The 225-nt window shown below is 61.3% G+C and carries 1 protein-coding gene; it reads left to right on the forward strand.

Translation table 11 applies throughout. The features are described from left to right. Positions 1–225, forward strand: a 225-nt coding sequence (locus J5M58_RS27775) for an amino acid permease (protein WP_368857220.1), incomplete at both ends; no start/stop codon positions are given.

Consider the following 225-nt stretch of genomic DNA (forward strand, 5'->3'; position numbering starts at 1 on the left):
TGCTGTTTGCCCTGATCTGCCTGTTCGCCTTCAAGCTCGACATCTTCACCGCCGACATCTGGGCGGTGGGCACGCCAGAACTTGGCAGCGTGATGAACCAGGTGCGCAACATGATGCTGGTCACCGTGTTCGTGTTCATCGGCATCGAAGGCGCCAGTGTGTATTCCGGGCGTGCCGAGCGCCGGTCGGATGTGGGCAAGGCTACGGTGATCGGTTTCCTGGGGG

This window comes from Pseudomonas sp. 32_A (assembly GCF_017490905.1).
In the GTDB taxonomy this organism is placed as follows: Bacteria; Pseudomonadota; Gammaproteobacteria; order Pseudomonadales; family Pseudomonadaceae; genus Aquipseudomonas; species Aquipseudomonas inefficax.